This is a genomic window from Actinomyces sp. Marseille-QA0893 (assembly GCF_976954355.1).
Genome location: NZ_CDRJSY010000006.1, coordinates 83,062 through 105,381 on the forward strand (window position 1 = coordinate 83,062; position 22,320 = coordinate 105,381).

Consider the following 22,320-nt stretch of genomic DNA (forward strand, 5'->3'; position numbering starts at 1 on the left):
ACTGTGATTTATGTGGCTTATGTGTATGTTCCGTATCACTATCGCTCGCTTGGATTTCATTTTCCCCGTAGCGTGTGAAGTGTCCGTTCGCCGCAGGCTCGCATGCGAGCCGCATTTCTTCGAGAAACTGCCAGGGCGAAACCTCCGAAGTTTGGAGCTATATGAACATTCAGCACCCCTCGCGCAAGGCTGTTATCGCTAGCGCTGCAGTTGCTGCCATGACCGTCACCGGAATCGCCGGTACTGCCGTCGCCTCGTCCTTCCGTGATGTCACTCTGGAAGTTGATGGCGTTTCTATCCCCGTTTCAGGGTTTATGGGCAAGGTCTCTGACGTTTTAGCAACCGCGGGTGTTGAAGTTTCTTCGCACGACCTTGTCGCGCCTTCACTCCATGAACGAGTGAGTAACGGACAGACCATCCTTGTCCGCCGCGCTCAGCAGTACATGGTCGATATCGATGGTGTTTCCACTCCCACATGGTCGACCGCAACCGACATTGATGACTTGCTGGGACAAGTCGGCACGAAGGGCGCCATTATCGCCGCTGATCGTTCAACCTCTCGCGCAGAGCTTCCCGCCCTAACAGCGAGCGGTCCTATCCGCGTCGTTGCGGACGGACAGACCCACACGGTTGACGCACGCCAAGGTGCAAGTGCCTCCGATCTTCTTTCCCAAGCCGGTGTTGAGGTTTCCTTCCTCGACCGCGTCGTCTTCACCAGCGATGAGCAGGGAAGCTTCCTTCGAGTGATCCGCGTTCAGCGCGGCGTTGAAGAACGTGAAGAAACTTTGACGAAGGAAGTTGAAGAACAAGAAGACTCCACTTTGGCAAAGGGAACCCGCAAGGTTGCTCAAGAGGGCTCCGATGGGTCTATCAAGAGGAGCGTCTACGTTGAGCGCCGCGACGGTCAAGAAATCGTTAGCCAAGTAGTGTCCGAGAACCGAACCGAGCCGGTCAAACAGATCGTCAAGATCGGAACGAAGGAAACGACAACGGCATCGTCATCTTCTGCCGCATCGTCTTCATCAGGCTCGTCGGCGACCGTGACCGGCAACGACGTCTGGGCCGCTCTCGCACGCTGCGAATCCGGCGGTAACCCCGCAACAAACACCGGTAACGGCTACTACGGTCTCTACCAATTCTCTGCTTCTACGTGGCGCGCAATGGGCGGTACCGGACTTCCTTCCGAGGCCTCGGCAGCTGAGCAGACTCAGCGCGCCCAGGCTCTCCAGGCCCGCTCCGGATGGGGACAGTGGCCGGCCTGTGCTCGATCGCTAGGACTTCTGTGAACGCAGCCCGCCACTCCCGTCCCCGCGCCCACTCCTGGGAACCATCGAAGCAAGCTGTCCTCGTCGCTGCGAGCGCAGCTGGCCTCGTGCTATGCGGGATCGCGGGAATTGGCGTCGCCCACGAGCACTCAACGGTCAATATTGAAGTTGATGGAGTGATCCGCCCCGTTTCGACGTGGGCGCACTCGGTTTCCGGTGTCTTGAACGAGGCCGGAGTTGAGGTGGCAGAACACGACCTCGTCCAACCTTCGATTCACCAACAGGTCAGCGACGGGCAAACCATCGTTGTGCGCACTGCAAAGCCCTATACGCTCAGTATTGACGGCTCCCGCAAAACGCTGTGGTCTACAGCTCCTTCGGCTGAAGGGGTACTTGCAGATATGGGAGTGGATTCTGGGAAAGCAATTCTTGCAGTCGATCGTTCCCAGTCGCGTTCGAGCCTGACCCCGCTGGTTTCGCAGACTCGACAAGTGAAGGTCATTGTTGACGGTAATACGCGAACGATTACCGCACGAGAAGGCATGGATACCCGCTCGATCCTGGAAAAAGAGGGAATTACCCTGAGTCCCCTTGATCGAGTCGAAGTCAAGTCCACCGCAGACGGGCTCTCAATCGATATTCACAAGGTCACGCGCTCTCTTGCTCCTCGCAAGGTCGCCATTCCCTTTGAAGAACACCGCCAAGACTCCGATCAGCTTTTTGCCGGCGAAGAACAGGTGACGACCAAGGGCGTTGAAGGCGAAGCCGAAGAGATGACGTGGAGCGAAAACGTTGACGGCGGTGAACGCTTCGAGGCGCCGCTCAACTCGAAGGTGGTTCGCGAGCCCAGTGCGCAAATCCGTTCGATCGGAACCAAAGAGGTCACCCCGAAGGCTCTGATTGAAGCCGGACTTGACCCCAAGGCAACGCTCGAAGAAAAGACCGAAGAGGATGGCACCCGCTCCATTCGCTACCGCGCAAAACTCGGCACACTCTCAAGCGCAGCCGAGATTACGGCTGCTGGTGGGAACTCCGCCGAAGTTGCACAGGCGATGGTCGCGGCCAATATTCCGCTGACCTATTCGGGTGAAGACCCGCGGAGCCTCGCAAAGCCTTTGGTTGCTGCCCGAGGCTGGGGTGACTCCGAGTTCCAGTGCCTCGTTGCCCTGTGGAATCGCGAATCCCATTGGAATCCCTACGCGAAGAACGCCTCTTCCGGCGCCTACGGTATTCCGCAGGCTCTCCCGGGAAGCAAGATGGCCTCGGCAGGGGCGGATTGGCAGACTAATCCCGTTACTCAAATCAACTGGGGTCTGGGATATATTGCGGGTCGCTACGGCAGGCCGTGTTCGGCGCTCGCGCATTCAAACTCCGTCGGTTGGTACTGATCAATTAGGATGGGTGCGTGAGTTCAACCCGTCGTTATTCAACCCCGCGTCTGCCCAATGACGCGCAGCCCAGCGAGAGTGGCCTCCTTGGCCCTATCGAAGTGCACGCGATCTGCGAAGCACTGGGAGTTCGCCCCACGAAAACCCTGGGCCAGAACTTCGTTCACGACGCTGGAACCGTCCGCCGTATCGTTCGAGATGCGGGGATCGGCGAGGGAACTCAGGTCGTTGAGGTTGGACCGGGCCTAGGTTCCCTCACCCTTGGCCTTCTCGAGGCCGGTGCGTGGGTTCGAGCGATCGAAATTGACCCCGTTTTAGCTCGCGCCCTGCCCGTGACCGTTGCTCAACGCATGCCCGATGCAGCCCAGCGTCTCCACGTTGTCAATCGTGACGCCGTGCAAATCGAAGGCTTGGCGGACTTTGGGGTTGAGTGGGATGCTCCAACGCACTTGGTCGCAAACCTTCCCTATAACGTCGCAGTACCTTTGCTGCTGTCGATGATGGAGTCTTTCCCTTCGCTTGACTATGCCCTGGTCATGGTTCAAGCCGAGGTCGCAGACCGCTTGGCTGCAGAACCGGGTTCGCGAACCTATGGCGTTCCCTCCGTCAAGGCCGCCTGGTACGGGAATGCGAACCGCACCGGAACCATTGGACGTTCCGTGTTTTGGCCCATTCCCAACGTTGATTCGGCGCTGGTATCCCTGCGTCGCTTGGAGACCCCGCGCGGAGATACCGCCTTGCGTCTTGCCACTTTCGAGGCCTGCGACACCGCCTTCTCTCAACGACGCAAGACTCTGCGCGCCGCCTTGAAGAATTGGGCGGGAGGCGCAGACAATGCCCAAGAGCTCTGCGATCGCGCTCAAGTGGATTCCTCTATTCGAGGCGAAAAGCTCGGGATCGAGGACTATGTGCGACTTGGTCGCGCTCTGCTTGAAATGAGAGCAGAAGGAACGATTCCTCTCCCTGCTCAAGATCGTTACGCGAAGGAACGCCAGGCGGAGTCGCCCAGTGCGTGAGGTACGTGCATCTGCACCGGGGAAAGTGAACCTGATCCTGCGCGTTGGACAGCCGGATACGCAGGGCTACCACGGCCTCGTCACTGTATTCGAATGCTTGGATATCCGCGAGTACGTCAGTGTGCGCACGGCCAAGTCGCCGGGGATTCACATCGAAACCCATGCATATGCTGCAGACGGGAGCATTGACCAGTGCGCGACGCAGCTCATGAGCGAGCTAGATCCCACATCGCACCTGGCCTACCGCGCGGCAAAAGTCCTCCAGAAGCTCGCAGCTACGGGTCCCTGGGCGCAAACCAGCGCGGCAGTGTCGATCCGCGTGGACAAATACATTCCCATCGCTGGAGGAATGGCCGGGGGATCGGCGGATGCGGCAGCAGCGTTGGTAGCGTGCAACCGTTTATGGGAACTAGGGCTGAGCCTCGAGCAACTGTGCCAGATCGGGCGCGGGCTTGGAGCAGATGTTCCCGCCTGCATCATGGGCGGTATGAGCGTGGGGGAGGGCCGCGGAGATGTTCTGACTCCCTTGCTTGGCTCTGACGCATCGACGTGGCCGCACCATCACTGGGTTATGGTCCGCGCGCACCGGGGGCTTCCGACTCCCGAGGTCTTCAAAACACTGGATGCCTTGAGAGAAGCGGAAAATAACGCTACAGGAATAGACCCCGCGCCATTGAGCCAAGAAGATCAGCGTGCCTTGCTGGGGGATGCAACAAGCGTGGCGCCGGCGTTGAGTAATGACTTAACCGCCCCCGCGCTCCATCTGTATCCCGAGCTTGCTGAAACGATTCGCGATGCGCGTGCAGCTGGTGCTTGCGCAGCGATATTATCCGGCTCTGGCCCAACAATTGCAGTGCTCGCCCGCGATAAGGCTCACGCCGACGAGCTTGCGGAGGCCTTGGCACACAGCCCCGAAGTCAGTGCAACCCTGCCCACCTCGGGTCCCGCGCTCGGCGCAATTGTCGAAGAAGAGGAATGCTAGGTGGCACATCTACTAGGCACACAATCTCTGGGAGCACTCGCGGGTTCGCGTCAGCTCTTAGCCGATGTCGATATTAGCGTTGAAGATACGTCGCGAATCGGAATCTTGGGGCCCAACGGTGCCGGAAAATCCACGCTTTTGCGCCTGGTCGCAGGCGTGCAGCAGCCCGACGACGGGCAAGTGATCACTCGCGATGGTTTGCGTGTGGTCATGCTCGAGCAGGCGGATCACCTTGATGACAATGCCCGAGTGATGGATGCTGTTCACCCGGGACTCGAAGAATACGAATGGGCTTCGCAGAGTTCAATCCGCGATATTCACGCAGGTCTCTTGGCTGATATTGACCTGCATGCTCTGGTTGGAACGCTCTCTGGTGGGCAGCGTCGCCGCGTTGACCTTGCACGGGTACTCGCACTTCCCTCCGATGTCGTTTGCTTGGATGAACCAACGAACCACCTTGATGTGGAAGGCGTTGCGTGGCTCGCGCGCCACTTGAACGCACGTTTTGCACGCCCAGGTGCAAGCGGCGCGCTGATCGCTGTCACCCACGACCGTTGGTTCTTGGACGCAGTGTGCGAGACCATTTGGGAAGTCGTTCCCGGGATCGACCCGGGTGGTTCTCGTCCCCAGATCCCCGGTCGCGTAGAAATCTATGATGGCTCCTACGCTGCTTACACTCTGGCGCGAGCCGAGCGCGTCCGCCAAGCTGATGTCGCCGCTAAGAAGCGCGCGAATCTTTTGACCAAAGAACTCGCGTGGCTTCGCCGCGGAGCCCCGGCTCGAACGTCGAAGCCGAAGTTCCACATTGCTGCGGCCGAGGCCCTGATCGCTGACGTGCCTCCGCCTAGGGACAGCGTCGAATTGGTCAAGATGGCGACCGCTCGTCTGGGTAAAGACGTCGTCGACCTTGAAGACGTGAGCGTTTCTTTCGAGACTCCTCAGGGTGGCCGGCGCACGATCCTTGACCATGTGACGTGGCGCTTGGCCCCGGGGGAACGAGTGGGAATCGTCGGCGTGAATGGCGCAGGTAAAACGACGATCCTTAATCTTCTTCGTGGTGATCTGGAACCAACAAGCGGCCGGGTGAAACGCGGAAAAACCGTTCAGATTGCTACCCTTTCGCAGGACACTCACGAGCTTGACGAGCTCAGTGATCTTCGCGTTGTCGAGGCCGTGGACGCGGTCGCCCACAGCGTGATCGTTGACGGCAAGGAAATTTCCGCCTCGCAAATGACGGAGAGAATGGGCTTTACTCGCGAGCGTGCGTGGACGCGGGTCAGTGAGATCTCTGGTGGTGAGAGGCGTCGGCTTCAGCTCATGCGCCTGCTCATGGCTGAGCCCAATGTTCTCCTGCTGGATGAGCCGACGAACGATCTTGACACGGATACTTTGGCTGCAATGGAAGACCTCCTCGACGCCTTCCCGGGAACCTTGGTTGTTGTCAGCCACGATCGCTATCTTCTTGAGCGCGCGACCGATCACCAGGTTGCACTTTTGGGGGATGGAAGCCTTCGCGCCCTTCCCGGGGGAGTCGAAGAATACTTGAGTATTCGCGAGGCCGGTGGCGCAAAGTCTCCCGATGCTCGCGAAAGTGCGGCAGGGCCTCGTCAATCTGGAAATGCGGCGGGGGAGGAATCTTTCGCAGGCGCCACAGGCTCGGGGATGACGGATTCTGCTGCGCGTCGAGCAGCGAAGAAAGAAAGCGCAAGGCTTGAGCGAAAGATCGATACCTTGCGCGCACGCCTTGAAAAGGTCGAAGAAAAGCTTGCTGAATGTGCTGCGCGTATTGCTGAGGATCAAAGTGCCTTGGAAGAGATGACGGATTTGTCTGCGCAGTCAACTCAGATTCGCCAGGAAATTGACGAGTTGGAAGAAGCTTGGCTGCTGAATGCAGAGCTTCTTGACGAGTAGAACTCGCAGTGCCATATCTTGTGTAGCACAGCCTAACCTGAGGCAAATAGCCGGTTGGACTTTATCGTAATTACGTGAATATTCTTCGGAAGTAACACTCGGTTTTCGTTGATATTCCGCGGAAAAAACGCTGCTCTACGTTTTTCGAAATAAAACATGCATTCTTGAGGGGTCTTAACAATTTGTGTCGACTCTTCAAGGAGAACATCATGACGACCATCGACCTTCCCCTGGTCCAGGACTGCTCCGTTTCGGAGTGCTCGTACAACAACAATGGCTGCGCTGCTGGCGCCGTGACCATCGGCTACGGACGTACCTGCGCAACCTTCGTTCCGCTCTCGGTTCGTGGTGGCCTCGAGCGCAAGAGCCCGGTTGTTGGTGCCTGCCAGAAGGCAGATTGCTCCTTCAACACCGGTTTGGAATGCACCGCCTCTGCGATTCGCGTGGGATCTGCAGGCGCTGATTGCCTGACCTACCAGGCTCGCTGAACATATCGCATATAACAGTTGTGGCCCGCAGGAATTCCTGCGGGCCACACCCATATGTCAATCGGTGGAAAACGAGACTTCTAGTTTCCCGCCCATGACTTCATTGTTGTCAGCATCTCGACCTTATAGCGGTCCCACAAGCGTCCACCCCACACCACTGAAATTGCGATGATGGCTGCGCTCCAGGCCAAAGACACGACCACAGCGATAATGAAGGGGATTCCTGTGCCAGTGGTAAACATCAAGGCAAGCCAGCCGGGCAAAGCGACTAACAAACCGCCCAGCATGGCAGCAGAGGTCGCCCACATCGCCACCATTCCAGCCCCTGCGCCTCGCGTTGATAGAGGCGATGCGCCAGGTTGCTGAACGGGGTAGACCCAGCGGCTTCCGACAACCGTTGCGATTCCTGATGAAGCAGTCAGGAAGAGAATGCACAAGCACAGTGTGTAGACGATATCAAGCACGCTCTTGCCCATAATGACGCATGCCGCTCCCGAGGCCAGAAGGATAACCGGGGTAACAATAGCGAGTGACCCCAAGAGGCGGCCTAAACGATCTTCGCGCCCGGTCATTCCGGCAGCAATCGGCACCCATGCGCCTGTGGAGTCATATTGCATATTCGCACCGATATTTGCGCCGATGACGATCGGAGCAAGGTATAGGAAAAAGCCGAAAGTGAAAGGCATGAATTCACGCACGTCACTGTCAATCATGTAGTCCATGAGAACGGCCATCACCGGGAAGAGGATCGTCGAGCCCAAGGACACTGACAGTCGAGAATCGTGGAGCCAGTAGTAAGCCGTCTTCGTCGCCATCGCAGCCGAGCGGCCTGAAAGCCCGAGCGCCTGCCAGCGTTGAACACGCTTGAGTCCTGCCGAACGCGAATCCGAGCGCTGCTTTGCCAAATCAGCCTCGGCGCGTGCCTCATCAACGTGGTAGCGGCCAGCCTCAATGGCCTCGCGCGCTTTGGCGGAGACACGGTTTGCGCTGCCGTACATCGACGGTTTCAATACGCGGATCCAAACGACCCAACCAAGGGCGAGAGTCGCAAGGCCGATTGCGCAGCGAATTCCCGCAAAGAGGTAGTCCCCTTGCCGCAAGGACTCAAGTACCCCGAAAAAAGCACCAAAAGGTGTCGTGTAGACCTTGGAAGCGAAGGCAAGAACTGCGTCGTAGGAAAAATTGCGAATAAGAAACTGCGTCCAGATTCCCATCGGTGCGAAAACTGCAACGAAAATCATCGAACCGATAAAAGACGCAAAATTCTTGCGCTCCGAGTTTTTCAAAACTTGGTTTCCCGCCCACGTCGTCACGGACTTTGCCCAAATGACAGCAGTGAGGAGGGTAAGAACAGCAGCACAGCTTGCGCCTAGTGAGAGCAGTAATTCACCGCGAGTTAAGAAAAACCAGGCGGGTACAAGGAAGAGGAGTAATGAAAAAATCCCGCCAATTCCAAGCGCTGATGCCACAACAAGAGCAAAGCCAAGCTTGGGTGAGGGAGCCACGAAAGGGGAGAGACGACGTGGTTCCAGGGTGTTATCCATCGTCGAGAACAACAGTGGCAGGATCAGCCACCCGAGGAAAACCAGGGGCCCGATGAGCATGATGAATTCCGGCGGGATAGATTCATGTAAAGCCAGGACGCCAACGTACAGAGCGCCGACCATTGCCAAACCATACAGAAGCGCCATGAGCGACAGGAGCAGCACGACGACTTGTTTGCACATCACGTTCCACATGATGCGCAGCTTCAAACGAATCAGTTGGCCAACCATGACAGCCCTTCGCTCGTGTGCAAGCCGCCTACCAACTGAGCAAAACGCTCGTCCAGGGACATGTCGCCCGCCACTTCTGCAGTTGTTCCAGAAGCCAAAACCTGTCCGTGATTAATCACGGCAACATGAGTGCACAGCTGCTGAACGGTGGCCATGACGTGGCTGGACAAAATGACCGTTCCGCCCCTGTGGGTGAAATCGATGAGGATCTGGCGGATGTTCGCTGCCGAAACCGGGTCGACCGCCTCGAAAGGCTCATCGAGGACCAAGACCGAGGGAGCATGGATGAGGGCCGCAGCAAGGGAGATCTTCTTCGTCATACCCGCCGAGTAGTCGGAGATGAGCTTCTTACCTGCATCCACGAGGTCCAAAGTTGCCAGCAGCTGCTGTGCGCGCTCGCGAGCAGTTTCGCGAGGTAAACCGCGCAGCATTCCGACGTGAACCAAGAAATCAGGGCCGGAAAGACGGTCGAGCAGGCGCATCCCATCGGGCATGACGCCAAGCTGTGCGCGAGCGGCAAGATTATCGGCCCACACATCAATTCCGTTGACGAAAGCGGTTCCAGAATCCGGGGTAAGCAAACCGGTCGCCATATTGAGGGTTGTGGACTTGCCTGCACCGTTGGGGCCGACAAATCCGTAGAAGGATCCCTTGGGGATGTCCAAGTTGAGGTTTGCCACCGCAACCAAATTTCCGAAAATCTTCACGAGGCCGCGCATCGCGAGCGCGCATTCACCGGGCTCCCCGAGGGACTGCGTGGGCATGAAAGTGGGGAATGCAGCTGCCGGAGGTTGCTGGCCCACTGGAGTTGCTTGGAACTGCTGAGCAGATGCGGAGCCTGGCTGGAATTGTTGAGGATTCATGGGAGCCTGTTGGAAACCGGGGGTTTGCTGCGGGTACTGCTGTGCAACAAAAGCCGCCTGCCCGTATTGCTGTCCAGGTTCGGGTGGGGGAGGAACGATCGAACGCCTCTTTGGCTGAGACTGCTCCGGCTGTGCAGGAGTCACTGCAGGCTGCCCCGGCTGGAACAGCGGCCCGGGAGGCGGAACTGGAGGAGTCGGAGGGAGCGGGGGTTGAGACATCGTCGATATTCCTTCCTGAAATGTCCTAATGAGTCCAGATTAGTCGGTGCGGGCTTGTCGAGTCGAAGCTTCTCATGTGATGGGTTGTGAGGGGAGAAAACCACCTATATCGTGCGAAAACCGCAAACGCAGCTGTGGGTTTGCTGACGATTTTCAGGAGTGATTCTGGGATATTCGAAAATCGTACTTTTGTATCCTTTGAGCTTGCTACTCTTTTGAGTGATTGAGGCTACAGCTCGGTAGATCCTCTGAGCTGGCCCCGGGCACTGCGGTTCTCGCAGCGCCCGTGCATTTTGATCGTGCACCTTGAGAGGAAGCTGCGCATGCTGCGTGCGAAGAAGCGAACAGTGATCGGTGCTCTGGCAGCCTTTTCCCTTTTTGGAATGCCGCTAGCTGCCTACGCGGATCCCAGCGAAGACCCGACATCGGGAAGCGAAACTCAGGCCTCGACGCCCACACCCAGCGTCGAGGCCTCGGCACATGTTCGGCAGACGCGCGCGGTGAGTGCGCTGGTCTCGATCCCGGATATTCAGACCCCGGGCGACGGGGACGACTCCCAGCTGATCAATCAGACGGTCGAAACCAAAGGCGTTGTGACCGCGGCTTACCCCAAGGGAGAGAACGCAAACCTCAAGGGTCTTGAGGGCTTTACCATCCAAACCCCCGGAACGGGCGGAACCTGGGACCCCGCGCGAACCGCCTCCGACGGCCTATTCGTCTTCATGGGGAAATCTTCTGCGACGATGCCTTCCATTGGTGAGTGCGTTGTCGTCAAAGGCAAGGTCGCTGAGTATTCAGGCGTGAAAGATGCGACCGCCGCAACGCAGAGCCTGACCCAATTGCTTCCGCAAAGTATTACCGCCGCCACCGATTGTGATCCTGTCAAGCCAACGGAACTGAGCGGTGTGCCCACTCAAGACCAGATGGAAGCGCTTGAATCCATGCTGGTTCTGCCCAAGGACACGTGGACGATTACCGATAACTACAAGACCAACCGCTACGGGACGCTCTCGCTGACTCCCGGAACTGAGGTTTTGCGTACCGCAACCGACGTTGTTGCCCCCGGCGCTGCTGCTCAAGCCTACGAGGCTGAAAACGCCGCCAAGACCATCGACCTGGACGATGCCTCGACCACAGACCTGACGAACTTCAAGCAAAACGGGCACAAAGAACGCTACGCCTACTTGGCCAACGGAGCCCCTGCTCGCGTGGGCTACCACGTGACCTTCACGAAACCCGTTGTCTTGGAATCACGCTTCGGGAGCTTCGTCTTCCAACCTACGCAGATGACCGCTGGAAATCCTGATCGTTCGCCGGTGACCATCACGGGGGAGCGGCCCGCTGCTCCTTCAGTCAGTGGCGATACGAAGGTCGCAACCTTCAACGTCCTCAACTACTTCTCTGATCTGGGTGAAAACGAACCCGGATGTAAGGGATACGAGGACCGCGACCACAAGTACGTGACCGATAAGAACTGCAAACTCCGCGGCGCCTGGTCCTCGCAAGCTTTTGCGAACCAACAGACCAAGATCGTTCAGGCGATTAATACGATCGATGCCGACGTTGTGGCATTGGAAGAAATCGAAAACCCCGTCGCATCGGGTGTGAGCACCGACCGTGACGGTGCGCTCAAGAGCCTCGTCAATGCGCTCAATGCAGCTGCAGGATCCGAGGTTTGGGCCTATGTCCCCAGTCCCTCAACCGTTCCCGCAAACGAAGACGTCATCCGTATCGCTTTCATCTACAAGAAGGCAACAATTACCCCGGTTGGCGACTCCGTCATTTACGATGATCCGGCGTACACGGGCCTCGCGCGTCAACCCCTGGCTCAAGAATTCAAGCCGATCACTGATGCAAACCACGAAGGCAAGAACTTCGTTGTCATTGCCAACCACTTCAAGTCCAAGGGCTCTGCACCCAAGAACTTGTCCGGCGCGGAAGCGGCAGCCAACACTGACAATGGCGATGGACAGGGCAACTCCAATGGAGTTCGCGTCAAGCAGGCCCGCGCACTTGCCACCTTCGCACAGCGTTTCAACGGAACCCCGACACTGCTTGTTGGAGACTTCAACGCCTACACGAAGGAAGACCCTCTGAAAGTCCTGACCGATGCCGGATGGACCCACGAGTCAGGTCACGGCGACTCTTCCTATGTCTATGGCGGTCGCTCTGGATCGATGGACCACGTCTTCGCGAACTCTGCGGCACACCCGCTGATCACCGAGGTGAAGTCGTGGGCGGTGAACGCACAAGAAAGCATCGCCTTCGAATACTCACGCACCAACTACAACGCTTACCTGGCTTTCGAAGCCGATAACCCCTACCGCGCCTCGGACCACAATCCTGAAATCATCGGTTTGAATCTCATCACTCCGATCGCCCAGCCGCCGGTTGGCCCCTCCGCGCAGCCTTCGACTCAGGCCTCGGCTAACCCCGGCGCCCCCGCAGGTAACCCCGAGCAGTCTGCCTCGGCAACAAAAGCCAAGCAGAAGCGCTCCAAGCTGGCCTCGACCGGCGTGAACGAAACCATTCCACTGGCCCTAGGAGCCCTGGTGCTGGGCGTGATCGCCTGCGCCATGTGCCGCCGGACCCTCTGACCTTCACCCAACCATCATGAGAGGAAACAATATGCTCACTCGAACCCGAAGGGCGGTGATTGCGACCGGCGCAGCCCTCGCGCTCTTCGCAACTCCTCTAGCTGCCTTCGCAGACCCCGCCGGCGAGGCGACTTCGACGACGGAGGCCAGCCCCGAGGCCACCGCGCCGACTCCCACCGCCGAAGCCACGGCCTCGGCAAGCCAGGCCACCCCCGCGCCGGCCCCCGGCGCTGGCACGGATCGCGGCGCATCCGATATCGTCACCCTGGACCTGTACAACCTCACCGATGTGCACGGACACATCGAGATGCAAAAGGATCGCAAGAGCCGCAAGGTTGTCGAGGCCGGTCTTCCTGCGATGAATTGCTATCTCAAGCGTGCAACCGCAGCGAACCCGAACTCAAGCTTCACCCTGCTGGGCGACAACATTGGTGCTTCTCCCTACACCTCGGGCGCGTTGAAGGATAACCCGACCATCGAAGCGCTCAACACGATGCATCCCCTGGGTTCGACCATGGGCAACCACGAGTTGGATATGGGCCAGGCAGTCTTCAAGCAGCGCGTCGACGGCTCAAACCCCTCTGAGTTCGTTCAAACGAACTTCCCCTACCTTGCAGCAAACGTTGAAGGAATGGGAACGTGGGGAGCGGGCACTCCCTACCTGGGAGAGTACAAGCTGTGGACCTCTCCTTCGGGAGTGACGGTCGCGTTCATCGGTGCGATTGCCGAGGATGTTCCCTACAAGCTCAGCCCCGGAACCACTCAAGGCCTGACCTTCAAGGACCCGATCGCCAAGATCAACACCCTGGCGAAGCAGCTCAAGCAGGACGGAACCGCGCAGATCGTCATCGCCATGCTTGACGATGACGTGAAGAACAACTACCCGAAGATGGGCCCCGATGTTGACGGCCTCATGGGTGGCGACACTCACGTCCCTTACGAGTTTGACCATGTCGATTCGGCGGTCGAGCTCACCTCGCAGAACCCCCTTCTGGCGGGTGTTGCCTCCGGTTCCTACACGGATAACCTGGGCCTGATTCAGATCTCCTACGATACGGCGACCGGAAAGGTCGTTAAGGCCGACACCAAGCTGATCCCCGCGGCAACCGTCTACGAGTGCGGTGAAGACCCGCAGACGAAGGCAGTTGTCACCCGCGCGCAGCAGGCCTCGGCCGTCGCCGGCGCTCAGGTCGTAGCACGGGGCTACACCGAGAGCTTCCACCGCGGAATCTTCGAGGCACCCGATGGAAGCATTGAGAAGGGCGGCAACCGCGGTATCGAGTCGACCCTGGGCAACCTGGCTGCTGACGCGATGCGCGAAACGATCCGCACACCCGATGGGAACCCCGTTGATATCGGCATGATCAATGCTGGCGGTCTGCGTGCAGATCTTGAACCCGGTAGCGATGGCACCATCACCTATAAGCAGAGCTATGACGTCATGCCCTTCTCGAACGAGCTGGGATACGTGACCATCAAGGGCTCTGATGTGAAGGACGCTCTGGAAGAACAGTGGAAGACGAACCTGAACTCTCAGAACTCGCGCCCGCTGCTCAAGCTTGGTCTGTCAAAGAATGTCCAGTACACCTACGATCCTTCCAAGCCCTACGGTGAGCGCATTACCTCACTGCTCGTCAATGGTGCGCCCATCGATATGAACAAGGAGTACACGGTTGGATCGGTGACCTTCCTCCTTGCTGGAGGCGACACCTTCCCGGCACTGACCCGTGGAACGAAGACGGTTCTGGGTAACCTCGACCGCGATAAGTTCAACGAGTATCTGGCTGCACACAATGGCATCAAGGCTGCGACTCTCAAGCAGGCAATTGGCGTGACGCTCCCGAGCGATCCGGTGACTCCCGATCAGGAATTCACCGTGCCTTTGCGCGGCCTGTCCTTCTCTGAGGGCCCCGGGAAGACCCAGAATGTCAAGGTCTCCTTCGGATCGGTAGCTGTCAATGCAAGCGTCAATAACTCGCTGCGCGAAGAACACGCATCCGATGAGGCCTCGATTATCACAACCGATGGCGCAGGCCAGGCAACTCTGAAGGCCTCGCTGCCGATGTCGGTGTGCGCTGCCAAGCCCGAAGGGGGAGTGCTCTCGCTTCCCGTCACCGTTGAGACCGACTTTGGCACCGTCGTTCCCGAGGCCTCGGGACTGACTGTTCAGGTCACCTGCCCGGTTGCAGCACAGCAGCCCGGCGCTGCAGCGACGAACGCAAAGGGTGTCGCGGGTAAGAAGCTGGCACGTACCGGTTCCGAGGCCGCGCTGGTCGCTTTGGCTGCTCTCGGTATGGGTGGTCTCGGCTTGGTGATGCGTCGCAAGTTTGCATGATAGGAACTCGGTATTCGCCGGGATATGCCGGTGGAAAGCCTGAGTGACCTGCGTTTGTGGGCGGTGGGATTGAGAAGTCCTGCCGCCCACAGGCGTATGCATGGACGGAAAATATAACTTTTATCGATTCGTTATCGCGCTGAGGCCGATTCGCCTTGACGCGTCCGAATGCGATGGGAGAAACTCTAAATGGGCGTCAACGCAGCACACGTATGCGTTCTCGCAAGCGGTGGTGCGCGTGTCTTCCAAGCGGTTGATTCGCGCTGTCGCAACCAACCTACTGTGTATCAACACACTCTACTTGGAGGAATAACGGCATGAAGACCCTCACAAGAATCGTTGCAGTCGCTGGCGTTGCTACGCTCGCACTGACCGCGTGCTCGTCCGGTTCGAAGCCCTCTTCGGATTCCGGCTCGACCTCGAGCGCATCTTCCAATGGCGCAAGCTTCAAGGCTTGCGCCGTTTCTGATGCTGGCGGTTGGGACGACAAGTCCTTCAACGAATCCGCATACAACGGCCTGAAGTCCGCACAGTCGAAGCTCGGCATTCAGATCAACACGGCAGAGTCCTCCTCCTCGGCGGACTTCGTGCCCAACACTGAATCCATGGTTTCCGACGGCTGCAACCTGATCATCGGCGTTGGCTTCAACCTGGAGAAGGCACTGCACGCCTCTGCAAACGAAAACAAGGACGTCCACTACGCACTTGTCGACTCTTCCTTCTCGGATGACTCCAACAAGACCGTCACCGTCGAGAACGCGCGTCCTCTTCTCTTCAACACTGCTGAAGCTGCTTACCTGGCTGGTTACGCCGCAGCAGGCATGTCCAAGACCGGCAAGGTCGCCACCTTCGGTGGTATCCAGATTCCTTCGGTTACCGTCTTCATGGACGGCTTCGCCGATGGCGTCGCAGCCTACAACAAGGCAAAGGGCACGAACGTCCAGGTTCTCGGCTGGGACAAGGCAACCCAGAACGGCTCCTTCACCCAGTCCTTCGATGATCAGGCACTGGGCAAGCAGCAGGCACAGCAGTTCATCGACCAGGGCGCTGACATCATCATGCCCGTCGCCGGTCCTGTGGGCCTGGGTGCAGCTGCTGCTGCGAAGGCCGACGGCAAGACCTACATCGTGGGTGTTGACTCCGACTGGTACGAATCTGCCCCCGACTACAAGTCGATCATTCTGACCTCGGTCATGAAGGAAATCGGTGCTTCGGTTGAGCAGGCCATCACGGACTCCGTGAACGGCAAGTTCAGCGCGACTCCTTACGTGGGTACTCTGGAAAACGGTGGCGTCTCCATCGCTCCCTTCCACGAGTTCGATTCCAAGGTTCCTCAGGATCTGAAGGACGAGCTCACCAAGCTCACCGATCAGATCAAGAAGGGCGAACTGAAGGTTGAGTCCGCGAACTCCCCGAAGTGATTCGTGAATACTAAGTGAAGGCGCGGTGGTCTCTCCACCGCGCCTTCGCTGTATCAGCTATCCTGAAACCGAGACTCAACCGCGCAGAAGGGCAGAGTTACAGTGAAGTTGGAACTCAAGGGGATCACCAAACGTTTTGGTCCTCTGGTCGCAAATAATGACATCAACCTCACCATCGAAGAAGGGCATATTCACGCGCTTCTTGGTGAAAACGGAGCCGGTAAATCAACGCTGATGAATGTGCTTTACGGCCTTCACCAGCCCGATGAAGGAGAAATCCTCATCGATGGCAAGCCGGTCCACTTCAACGGCCCCGGTGATGCGGTTGCCGCGGGGATTGGAATGGTCCACCAGCACTTCATGCTGATCCCGGTCTTTACCGTCGCAGAATCGATCGCTTTGGGTTTTGAACCAACAAAAGCAAGCGGATTGATTGATCTTGCGCAGGCCCGACGCACTGTTAAAGAAGTCTCTGCACGCTTTGGTTTCGATCTTGATCCCGATGCCCTCATCGAAGACCTTTCTGTTGGTGCCCAGCAGCGAGTCGAAATCGTTAAGGCCCTCTCGCGTCAAGCAAAAGTCCTTATTCTTGATGAACCAACGGCGGTTTTGACTCCCCAAGAAACCGATGAACTCATGGCGATCATGCGTCAACTTGCCGATGCGGGAACATCGATTGTCTTCATTACCCACAAACTGCGCGAGGTCCGAGCAGTTGCGGATGAAATCACCGTCATTCGACGCGGAACCGTCGTCGGTGAAGCATCGCCACAGGATTCCGAATCCGAGCTTGCCAATAAGATGGTCGGCCGCTCGGTCATGATGCGCGTTGACAAAGCTGAGGCGCATCCAAGCGGTGGGGGATTGGAGTTCAAAGAAATCTCCATGCTTTCTCCTTCGGGCTTGCCCCTCCTCGACCACGTTTCTTTCACCGTCGAGCGTGGTGAGATTGTTGCGGTTGCTGGCGTTCAAGGCAATGGTCAAACCGAACTGGCGCAGACCATTTTGGGCTTGGCTACTCCCAACTCCGGTGAGATCCTCCTTGAAGGAATCGACATCACGCACGCCAACCCCCGCAAGTCCTTGGATGCTGGGATCGGCTTCATTCCTGAGGACCGCTCGACCGACGGCATTATTTCTTCTTTCTCGATCGCTGAAAACCTGGTCTTGGATCAGTACAAGGACTCGCATTTCGCGGCTGGGCCCATGCTCAAGCTCGGAATCATCGCTCAAAATGCGCGGGATAAAGAGGAAGAATTCGATATTCGCCTGACGTCGATTAACGATCCGATTTCCTCGCTTTCGGGCGGAAATCAACAAAAGGTCGTTGTCGCGCGCGAAATGTCAAAGGACCTCAACCTGCTTGTTGCGAATCAGCCAACTCGTGGCGTGGACGTGGGCTCGATCGAGTTCATCCACAAGCGCATTGTTGAGGTTCGAGACCAGAACATTCCCGTTCTGTTGATTTCATCCGAATTGGATGAAGTGATCTCGCTGGCCGATCGCATCGTCGTGATGTATCGAGGCCGCGTGATGGGTATCGTTCCTGCAGATACCCCGCGTGATGTGCTCGGTTTGATGATGGCCGGTGTTCCCTATGACGAGGCTGTGGCGGGCGAGCAGGAACACGCTGAGGTTTCGGATTCACACGTGGAGGAAAACTGATGACCCAGGCAAAACGTCCTTCGAAGGCACTGGTTGTGTGCCGTCACATCCTGGGATCGCGGTGGTTCGTTTCCATTCTCGCGGTTCTTATCGCCTTCGCCATCGGCGCGATTTTGATCGCAATGACCGGCGCATCTGTAGTCGATGCGTACTACGCGATGTTCCGAGGAGCGATCTTTGATCCAGGCGCTCGCAGCTTCCAACGTCAGATCAAGCCGCTGACTGAATCCCTCTTCTTCTCAATCCCCCTGGTATTGGGCGGTTTGGGTCTTGCTCTGGGCTTCCGTGCGGGCCTGTTCAACATCGGTGGTAAAGGCCAGATTATTTTTGGTGCTCTTGCCGCGGTCTGGGTTGGCTTCGCAATGAACTTGCCTCCCGTTATTCACACTCTTGTTGCTCTTCTTGCCGCGATGGTTGCCGGCGCGCTCTATGCGGGAATTGCCGGTGTCCTCAAGGCAAAGACCGGTGCAAATGAAGTCATCGTCACCATCATGTTGAATTCGATTGCGACCTTAGCGCTGGGCTACATCCTCTCGAAGAAGTCGTGGCAGGTTCCCGGTTCCAATCAGCCTCAAACTCCGAAGGTTGCGGATTCAGCTGCCTTTACCCGCATCTTGGATGCCCCCTTCAAGATTCACGTGGGTATTTTCGTTGCTCTCCTTGCGGTGATCATTTTCTGGTGGCTCATTGAGCGCTCGACTTTGGGCTTTGAAATCCGCGCTGTTGGCGCCAATCCCGAGGCTGCCCGTACCGCTGGTATCTCGGTCGGGAAGATCACCGCAATCACCATGGCGATCTCAGGTGCCTTCCTCGGCCTCGCCGGCGCAAACGAGGCATTGGGCACTGTCGGCTACGTCTCGCGAGATATCGCCGGCTCCATTGGTTTTGACGCCATCACGGTTGCTCTTCTGGGCCGGAACAAGCCGCTGGGTACCCTTGGCGCAGGCATCCTCTTCGGCGCATTTAAAGCAGGTGGCTACACCATGCAGGCGAAGGGCGTCCCGATCGATATGATCCTGATCCTCCAGTCAGTGATCGTTTTGCTCATTGCTGCTCCTATGCTTGTTCGCTGGCTCTTCCACCTTCCCAAGGAAACCAAGAAGAGCTTGCGAGGCGAGCTCGCTGAGCTCAGCGATGAGCACACTGAAGAGGACGGGAAGAGTCCGGCCTCGGCCTCGGCAGTGAAGGAAAACGCAGCGTCTGAGGGCGGCGATGCCGCCATCGATGGCGCCTCCACCGATTCGGAAGGAGAGGCACGATGAGCCAGACGCAAGCAATGAATGACGTTCAGCTCAAACGTTCATGGAAGATGCCAGTCGTCTACGTTCTGGCAGCGCTCCTGCAGATTCTTTTCGCGCTCAAGGTCAGTGGTGATGTCACCATCCGGCTCAATGACAAGTCCCAGAGCCTCAATATTGACGATATTGTCGCCCCCGGACGCCCGATCCTTCTGGTGCTGACAGTACTGACTCTTGCGGTGGCCGCGTGGTCGATCTACTCGGTATGGGCACGTAGGCAGAACCCGCGCTGGCTCGACATCACCATGATGATCGCCGCCGGAGTCGCAACGGTCTTCGGATTCATGGTATATGCAGGTTCTGGTTCGACTGGCGCCGTGACACTGACCTCGACCCTGTATTCGACAGTCGCAATCTCAACGCCTCTGATTTTCGGCTCGCTTTCGGGCGTTGTCTCAGAACGTGTTGGCGTTGTCAACATTGCCATTGAAGGTGACCTGCTCTTGGGAGCTTTCGCAGGCGTTATGGCTGCCTCGTACTTCCAGACTTCATGGGCCGGGCTGATCGCAGCGCCGATCGCGGGTGCTTTCCTGGGATGCCTCTTGGCCCTCTTCTCGGTCAAGTACGGCGTGGATCAAATCATCGTCGGTGTGGTCTTGAACGTCTTGGCAGCGGGTCTGACGACTTTCTTCTACGGAACGTGGATGACGAAGAAGCCCGAACTCTTCAATACGAATAAGTTCTCGCTCTCTGATATCAAGATCCCGATCCTGGGAGAAATCCCGGTCATTGGCCCGATGCTCTTCAACCACAACATCTTGGTCTACTTGATGTATGCCACGGTGATTTTCTTGGCGATTTACCTGTACCGTTCGCGTTGGGGCTTGCGTCTTCGCGCCTGCGGTGAGCACCCGCGAGCAGCTGATACTGTCGGCATCAACGTCAATCGCACTCGAACACTCAATGCCATTCTCGCTTCTAGTTTTGCTGGATTGGGTGGTGCATTCTTCACCATCGGTTCGGGCCTGTCCTTCACCGACAACATCTCCGCAGGTAATGGCTACATCGCCTTGGCTGCAATGATCTTGGGTAAGTGGCACCCGATCGGTGCTTTGGGCGCAGCACTGATGTTCGGTTTCGCTCAGGCACTTGCACGCCTGCTACCGAACTTGGAGCAGTCCATCCCTTCAGACCTGATCTCGATGATTCCCTACATCGTGACCATCATTGCGGTCGCCGGATTCGTCGGGAAGTCCCGTCCGCCGGCAGCTGAGAACATTCCCTACACGAAGTGATCGACTGTTAGATAGAAGGACCGAGTCATGGACATCAATTGGGAAGATCTTCAGGATCTTGCAATTTCGGCGATGGAACAGGCCTACTGCCCCTACAGTGGCTTCCCGGTTGGGGCAGCTGGACTGACGACAGACGGGCACACCTATTCGGGCTGCAATGTGGAAAATGCCGGTTATGGCGTCGCCCTGTGTGCCGAATGCGGCATGGTGTCGCAGATGGTGCGCTCGGGCGGAGGTCGCTTGGTAGCGGTCGTTGCAGTGAACGGAAACTGCGAACCCGTGGCCCCTTGCGGACGCTGCCGCCAGCTCATTTTTGAGCACGGTGGGAATGACTGCTTGGTTCTGATGCCCGAAGGCGTCATGACCATGAAGCAGGTGCTCCCGGGAGCTTTTGGTCCGCACGACCTAACCGAAGTGCCATCGGCACGATTCAACGAAGATTAATGACTGCGGCGGGCGTGCACGTCCCTTAATGGTGTGCGCGCCCGCCAAGCATTCTCCGAAATAACACCCAGGAAGGACATCATGAAACAGTTTGATGCCGTCGACGTCATTCGCGTGAAGCGCGATGGCGGGAAACTGTCCACTGAAGAAATTCAATGGACCATTGATGCCTACACGCGCGGGGTCATGAAGGACGAGCAAATGGCCGCCTTGGCCATGGCTGTTTTCCTGCGTGGAATGGACCGTGAAGAGATCGTGACGTGGACTCAGGCCATGATCGATTCGGGCGAGCGCATGGATTTTGCGCGTATTTCTCGCGTAACCGCGGATAAGCACTCGACCGGTGGCGTGGGCGATAAGATCACCCTTCCGCTTGCCCCACTTGTTGCAGTCTTCGGCGTTGCAGTGCCGCAGCTTTCCGGTCGAGGCCTCGGCCACACGGGTGGAACCCTCGACAAGCTCGAGGCTATCCCCGGCTGGCGTGCGTCTTTGTCCAATGACGAGATCTACCACCAATTGGGTGAAGGCTGCGGAGCCGTGATTTGCGCGGCTGGAGCAGGTCTGGCTCCGGCAGATAAGAAGCTCTACGCGCTGCGTGACATCACCTCGACCGTGGATTGTATTCCCCTCATTGCTTCTTCGATCATGTCGAAGAAGATCGCCGAGGGAACCGACTCCCTGGTTCTGGACGTCAAGGTCGGTAGTGGCGCTTTCATGAAGGACATTGATCATGCGCGCGAGCTGGCCCGCACCATGGTGGACCTGGGCCGCGATGCCGGTGTGAAGACTCAGGCGCTTCTCACCGATATGTCCACCCCGCTAGGACTCAAGGTCGGTAATGCCCTTGAAGTTGAAGAATCCGTCGAGGTTCTTGCCGGTGGTGGCCCCGCGGATGTCGTCGAATTGACCGTTGAGCTCGCTCGCACCATGCTCACCATGGCGGGACAGCCCGATGCCGATGTTGAAGCAGCGCTGAAGGACGGTCGCGCCATGGATGTGTGGCGCGCGATGATTCGTGAACAGGGCGGAGATCCCGACGCGGCTTTGCCGACTTCCGCGCTGACCCATACGGTCACTGCCGAGGCCGATGGCTTCATTTCCGAAATGGATGCACTCAGCGTGGGCGTGGCCTCGTGGAGGCTGGGTGCGGGCCGCGCGGTTAAGGACGATCCGGTACAGGCGGGAGCGGGAATTGAAATTCACGCCAAGCCGGGGGAGCGCGTGCGCAAGGGAGATGTGCTCTTCACCCTGCACACCGACGATGAGTGGCGTATTCCTCGCGCTCTCGAGGCCTTGGATGGGGGAGTGCGCATCAGCGATACTGCCCCGGCTGCTCGCAGCATCATTTTGGACCGCGTGGGCTAAGACAGACATCTATGAAATGCCTCTGCGAGGCAATGATTAACTGACAGAACTAC

16 protein-coding genes are annotated in these 22,320 nt (G+C 57.8%); 14 read left to right on the top strand and 2 right to left on the bottom strand.

Annotated elements, in window-relative coordinates; translation table 11 throughout:
- Nucleotides 1–161: 161 nt before the first annotated feature.
- The 6 genes from ACWNMW_RS07790 to ACWNMW_RS07815 all read left to right on the top strand — a co-directional run bounded on the left by ACWNMW_RS07790 (nt 162) and on the right by ACWNMW_RS07815 (nt 7,050).
- Entirely contained in the window at nt 162–1,286 is a 1,125-nt protein-coding gene (locus ACWNMW_RS07790; RefSeq protein ID WP_034501866.1) for a resuscitation-promoting factor, read from the top strand.
- Complete coding sequence (locus ACWNMW_RS07795) at nt 1,283–2,653, top strand: aggregation-promoting factor C-terminal-like domain-containing protein (RefSeq protein WP_449490560.1); 1,371 nt, start codon at nt 1,283–1,285, stop codon at nt 2,651–2,653. Before ACWNMW_RS07790 ends, ACWNMW_RS07795 begins: the two co-directional genes overlap by 4 nt.
- Nucleotides 2,654–2,670: 17 nt before the next feature.
- Nucleotides 2,671–3,669, top strand: coding sequence for a 16S rRNA (adenine(1518)-N(6)/adenine(1519)-N(6))-dimethyltransferase RsmA (gene rsmA, locus ACWNMW_RS07800; protein WP_449490561.1), 999 nt, complete (start codon nt 2,671–2,673; stop codon nt 3,667–3,669).
- Nucleotides 3,662–4,651, top strand: a complete 990-nt coding sequence (locus ACWNMW_RS07805) for a 4-(cytidine 5'-diphospho)-2-C-methyl-D-erythritol kinase (protein ID WP_449490562.1) — start codon at nt 3,662–3,664, stop codon at nt 4,649–4,651. Before rsmA ends, ACWNMW_RS07805 begins: the two co-directional genes overlap by 8 nt.
- Nucleotides 4,652–6,562 (top strand): ATP-binding cassette domain-containing protein, encoded by a 1,911-nt coding sequence (locus ACWNMW_RS07810; protein ID WP_449490563.1) that lies wholly within the window; start codon nt 4,652–4,654, stop codon nt 6,560–6,562.
- A gap of 209 nt (nt 6,563–6,771) precedes the next feature.
- Nucleotides 6,772–7,050: a DUF1540 domain-containing protein gene (locus ACWNMW_RS07815; protein ID WP_034501862.1), complete on the top strand. Its 279-nt coding sequence runs from the start codon at nt 6,772–6,774 to the stop codon at nt 7,048–7,050.
- 80 nt (nt 7,051–7,130) lie between these two features.
- Here ACWNMW_RS07815 and ACWNMW_RS07820 read toward each other — a convergent pair whose 3' ends face one another.
- Complete coding sequence (locus tag ACWNMW_RS07820; RefSeq protein WP_449490564.1) at nt 7,131–8,825, bottom strand: hypothetical protein; 1,695 nt, start codon at nt 8,823–8,825, stop codon at nt 7,131–7,133.
- Complete coding sequence (locus ACWNMW_RS07825) at nt 8,810–9,589, bottom strand: ABC transporter ATP-binding protein (protein WP_034501992.1); 780 nt, start codon at nt 9,587–9,589, stop codon at nt 8,810–8,812. Before ACWNMW_RS07825 ends, ACWNMW_RS07820 begins: the two co-directional genes overlap by 16 nt.
- 641 nt (nt 9,590–10,230) lie before the next feature.
- On the opposite strand from ACWNMW_RS07825, the gene ACWNMW_RS07830 reads away from it, so the two are divergent.
- From ACWNMW_RS07830 to ACWNMW_RS07865, 8 genes are all read left to right on the top strand, one after another.
- Complete coding sequence (locus ACWNMW_RS07830) at nt 10,231–12,504, top strand: ExeM/NucH family extracellular endonuclease (protein ID WP_449490565.1); 2,274 nt, start codon at nt 10,231–10,233, stop codon at nt 12,502–12,504.
- Nucleotides 12,505–12,535: 31 nt separating this feature from the next.
- Nucleotides 12,536–14,839, top strand: a complete 2,304-nt coding sequence (locus tag ACWNMW_RS07835) for a 5'-nucleotidase C-terminal domain-containing protein (protein ID WP_449490566.1) — start codon at nt 12,536–12,538, stop codon at nt 14,837–14,839.
- A 317-nt stretch (nt 14,840–15,156) separates the two neighbouring features.
- Entirely contained in the window at nt 15,157–16,260 is a 1,104-nt protein-coding gene (locus ACWNMW_RS07840; protein WP_449490567.1) for a BMP family lipoprotein, read from the top strand.
- A 102-nt stretch (nt 16,261–16,362) separates the two neighbouring features.
- Entirely contained in the window at nt 16,363–17,925 is a 1,563-nt protein-coding gene (locus ACWNMW_RS07845; RefSeq protein WP_299061832.1) for an ABC transporter ATP-binding protein, read from the top strand.
- Nucleotides 17,925–19,187 (top strand): ABC transporter permease, encoded by a 1,263-nt coding sequence (locus ACWNMW_RS07850; RefSeq protein WP_299061830.1) that lies wholly within the window; start codon nt 17,925–17,927, stop codon nt 19,185–19,187. The genes ACWNMW_RS07845 and ACWNMW_RS07850 overlap by 1 nt, the downstream gene beginning before the upstream one ends.
- Nucleotides 19,184–20,458 (top strand): ABC transporter permease, encoded by a 1,275-nt coding sequence (locus ACWNMW_RS07855; protein WP_449490568.1) that lies wholly within the window; start codon nt 19,184–19,186, stop codon nt 20,456–20,458. Before ACWNMW_RS07850 ends, ACWNMW_RS07855 begins: the two co-directional genes overlap by 4 nt.
- Before the next feature lie 27 nt (nt 20,459–20,485).
- Nucleotides 20,486–20,902, top strand: coding sequence for a cytidine deaminase (locus tag ACWNMW_RS07860; protein ID WP_449490569.1), 417 nt, complete (start codon nt 20,486–20,488; stop codon nt 20,900–20,902).
- Nucleotides 20,903–20,983: 81 nt separating this feature from the next.
- On the top strand, nt 20,984–22,267 hold the full coding sequence (locus ACWNMW_RS07865; protein WP_449490570.1) for a thymidine phosphorylase: 1,284 nt from the start codon (nt 20,984–20,986) through the stop codon (nt 22,265–22,267).
- Nucleotides 22,268–22,320 lie beyond the last annotated feature (53 nt).